Source organism: Mesorhizobium sp. M7A.F.Ca.ET.027.02.1.1 (assembly GCF_004022985.1).
GTDB lineage: Bacteria > Pseudomonadota > Alphaproteobacteria > Rhizobiales > Rhizobiaceae > Mesorhizobium.
Genome location: NZ_RZOL01000499.1, coordinates 1 through 3970, shown reverse-complemented (window position 1 = coordinate 3970; position 3970 = coordinate 1). Strand labels below are relative to the sequence as shown.

General features: G+C 59.2%; 3 protein-coding genes. 2 read left to right on the top strand and 1 reads right to left on the bottom strand.

Annotated elements, in window-relative coordinates; all coding sequences use genetic code 11:
- Nucleotides 1-462: 462 nt before the first annotated feature.
- Nucleotides 463-1371, bottom strand: coding sequence for a LysR substrate-binding domain-containing protein (locus EN749_RS32180; protein WP_189367861.1), 909 nt, complete (start codon nucleotides 1369-1371; stop codon nucleotides 463-465).
- A 103-nt stretch (nucleotides 1372-1474) separates the two neighbouring features.
- Here EN749_RS32180 and EN749_RS32175 point away from each other — a divergent pair, with 103 nt between their 5' ends.
- Nucleotides 1475-3019, top strand: a complete 1545-nt coding sequence (locus tag EN749_RS32175; RefSeq protein WP_128364678.1) for a trimethylamine methyltransferase family protein — start codon at nucleotides 1475-1477, stop codon at nucleotides 3017-3019.
- A gap of 46 nt (nucleotides 3020-3065) precedes the next feature.
- Nucleotides 3066-3970, top strand: a 905-nt coding sequence (locus EN749_RS32170) for a mandelate racemase/muconate lactonizing enzyme family protein (RefSeq protein WP_128364677.1), incomplete at its 3' end; no start/stop codon positions are given.

The window sequence follows — 3970 nt, the reverse complement described above, 5'->3', positions numbered from 1 at the left end:
CCAGGAGAGGGATCGACCGACTTCGTGATTTTCTATCGCGACGGCCATGTTCCGCAAGCCGGGATCGTCATTCTTGGCCCCATTGACGGCGATGCGTCCGTATTCAATCGCCCGGGCCCGATCACCATCCAGATAGCGAAGGCAAATTAGCAAATTAGAATGTGCGTGCGCCGTGACTCGAACCGCGGCGAAAGTCCTCTTCGCTTCAACTTCCTTGAAGAGGGCGCGAACCCACCGTAATGAGCGCCATGCGCGCCTCCCGCATCGCCACAATTGAAAGGAATGAACCATGAAAGCATTACTACCCGCGCTGGCGCTGGCTATCACACTTGCGGCGCCTGCCATCGCACAGGACAGCAAGTCCCCGAGCATCGGTGCGTGGCGGCACGGTCTGAAGGCTACCGTTGAACCGATTCCAGGGTAGTCATGCGGCTATGGACAAATCGGGGAGCCGGGCTCTGGTCAACCCTGGTCATCGGGGGCACCTTGGAGGATCCAGTCCTTCACCAGCTTTGCTTCCGGAGCGAGGTCCACCGAACGGTTGCTAACGATGAAAAACGCATACCCGGTTGACCAGTTACCGGCGAGGGCGGGAACAAGCAACCCCTCACTCAGCGGATGGTTGACGAGGCGCGTCCAGCCTAATGCGATGCCTTGCCCGCCGATCGCCGCCTGAACGACCAGGCTGTAATCATTGAGTCGCAAGCCTTCACCGACGTCGGTAAAGTCAATTCCGAAATGGGCAAACCAGTCCTTCCACGCCGGACGTGGCCGGTGAGGCTCGTCAAGGTGGATCAGGGTCCGACTGGCAAGATCCGGCAGATCGCCTGGCGCGCCGGACTGCTGAAGATAGCTGGGGCTGCAGACCGGGATAAGGTTCTCGCCGCCGAAACGGAAAGCCCGATAGTTGGGCCAATCGCCCAGCCCGCGGCGGACACCGATCAAGTGGGGATCCGGTCCCAGATCGGTGTCGCGGTCAGCCGTCTGGATCCGGATTTCGATTTCGGGATGCTGCGCCCGAAAACTAGGCAGCCGTGGGATCAGCCAGTGACTCGCGAACGCCGTCGACGATGAGAGGACAACATGCTTGTCCTCGGTCGTCCGCCTAACAGCCTCCGCCGATCGGGCAATATGGCCGAGACCCATTGCAACATCGCTGTAGAAACGCTGACCAGCTTCCGTCAGAACGATGCGTTTATGCTGACGAACAAATAGCTCAACGCCGAGGTCCCCCTCCAGGCTTTTGATGGCCGAGCTCACAGCGGCCTGGCTGACGCGAAGCTCTTCAGCTGCGTTGGTGAAGCTCAGATGCCGCCCCGCAGCCTCAAAGGTGATAAGGCCGGCGGGGCTTGGAATGCGTAAACGAGGCATTGCATAACTTCCATTTATGCTGACATCAGAATAATTGCGGTTTACCTGCGCGTTTCTACCAATCAAACTTATAGAAGGAAAAGAAAAAGGGAAGACACAAAGCATGTCCGAGCCAGAGGCGCCGATTACTCGAGCACGAGGCCGCTCGAACCGACGTGCTCCAGCTGGGGGCCACGAGGCAGCGGCTGTCCTCGCCGGCGTCGAGCTCCGCATTAGGCCCTACGATCTGCTTTCCGAGGAAGGCCTGCTGGCAATCGAAGACGCCGCCGCCGTCATCTTGGAAGAAATCGGCATTGAGTTCCGCGACGATCCGGAATCGCTCGACCTGTGGCGGGCCGCAGGCGCCAAGGTCGACGGCGAGTTGGTGCGCTTTCCAAGAGGGATGCTCGGCCCGATTCTGAAAACCGCGCCTTCGACTTTCACGCAGCATGCCCGAAATCCGGCGCGTTCCCTGAAAATCGGCGGCCCGCACGTCGTGTTTGCGCCAGCCTACGGATCACCTTTCGTGCGCGATCTGGACGGTGGACGCCGATACGGTGCGCTCGTCGATTTTCAAAACTTCGTCAAACTCGCCTATTCCATCCCTTGGCTGCACCATTCGGGCGGAACGGTATGCGAGCCAGTCGACATTCCGGTGAACAAGCGGCACCTCGATATGGTGTCGGCCCATCTGCGCTATTCGGACAAGCCTTTCATGGGGTCAGTCACTTCGGTTGAGCGGGCCGAAGATTCAATTGAAATGGCCCGCATCGTCTTTGGCCGGGAGTTCGTCGACCAGAACTGCGTCATCCTCGCAAACATCAACGCCAACTCTCCGCTCGTTTTCGACGCCACCATGACAGGCGCGCTCAAGGTCTATGCGCGCGCCAACCAGGGAGCGGTGATCGTGCCCTTCATCCTCGGTGGCGCGATGGGTCCGGTGACAACGCCCGGCGCCATCGCGCAATCGCTTGCCGAGACCATGGTGGGCTGCGCCCTGACCCAGCTCGTGCGGCCCGGCGCCCCTACCATCTTCGGCAACTTTCTCTCGTCGACCGATCTACGCACTGGGTCACCGACCTTCGGTACCCCGGAACCGGCATTGGGATCGCTGGTCGTGGGCCAGCTCGCTCGCCGGCTTGGCCTACCCCTGCGGTGCTCAGGCGCCTTCACGTCGTCAAAGGTGGCTGACGGCCAGGCGATGACGGAAAGCGCGGTCGCCATGCAGGCCGCCGTCCAGTGCGGCGCCAATTTCATCCTGCATTCGACCGGTTGGCTCGAAGGCGGGCTGACCATGGGCTATGAGAAGCTGATCCTGGATGCTGACCTCTGCAGCGCGCTGCACGTCTACATGGCAGGCCTTTCCGTCAATCCCAATCAGCTGGCGCTCGACGCGTTCCGCGAGGTAGGCCCGGGCAAGCATTTCTTTGGCTGCGGCCACACCATCGCGAACTATCGAACGGCTTTCTGGGAGTCGGAAGTCGCTGACAACAATAGCTTCGAGCAGTGGCGTGACGCGGGGGAAAAAGATGCCTTGGTACGCGCCAACGCGCGCTGGAAGAAGCTGCTTGCCGAGTACGAGGCCCCCCCTCTCGACCCGGCCATCGACAACGAGCTGGCCGAATTCTGCGCGCGAAAAAAATCTGCGCAATCGGACCAGTGGTACTGAGCGGCCACGCTCAGCACTAGCCTTTTTCTCAATTTCGGACAAAGCAATGAAGATTCGTTCTGTAAAGGCGACTCCGGTCAATATACCGCTTGAAAAACCCCTTTGGTGGACCGGCGGACATTATCCCGGCACCTCCAAAGTGATCGTCGAAGTTGAAACCGACCAAGGGATCGTGGGTCTTGGTGAAGCGCCTTCGGTCGATGTCTTGGCAACAATTCAGGCTATGGGCGAAAGGTTGGTGGGTCAGGATCCTCTCGACATCGCCTACTGCGAGTCTTTGACTGTTCCACCATGGCAAATCGTCCAGAATACGGACGATAGTTCGGTTGTAAAAGCTTTCGGTGCGATCGAAATCGCTCTCTGGGATATTAGAGGTAAAGTGGCGCAGGAGCCACTTTACAAGCTGTTAGGCGGTGCCGTCAGGAAGGAAATTCCTTTTACCGAATACTTCGGATTCCGTGAGGGAGGGGAAATGTCTCCCGAGGCGGTAGCTGACTATTGCCTACACATGCGGGAGCTTCACGGCTCGACGATGTTCGAGGGTAAACTCATCTTGGGCGACCCGGTCCTTGAGATTGAGACCGTAAAGGCGCTTCGCGCCGCTTTGGGCCCCCGCGACATGATCCGGCTCGACAGCAATATGCAGTGGTCGTTGCCAACCGCTGTCAGAATCCTTCGCGAAATCGAGCCTTTCGATATCCGGAATTATGAGGATCCCGTAGCCACCTTCGAAGAGATGGGCGTATTGCGTCGGCATTCTGCCATTCCCTTCTCCACCCATGTCCCAGATCTCCGAAAAGCTGTTCGTATCGGAGTGCCGGACTTCATCGTCACCAATTTTGCGGTCTTGGGCGGCATTACCCGCGCCGTTCGCTTTATCGGCGCTTGTGAGACCATGGGGGTCGGGTTCTGGTGTTATTCGGGCGACGCGGGGGTAGCAACGGCAGCCTA

What these genes read in the sequence shown, in the direction of transcription:
- EN749_RS32180 (WP_189367861.1), bottom strand. Translation starts at nt 1,371, where the DNA reads ATGCCTCGTTTACGCATTCCAAGCCCCGCCGGCCTTATCACCTTTGAG.
- EN749_RS32175 (WP_128364678.1), top strand. Translation starts at nt 1,475, where the DNA reads ATGTCCGAGCCAGAGGCGCCGATTACTCGAGCACGAGGCCGCTCGAAC.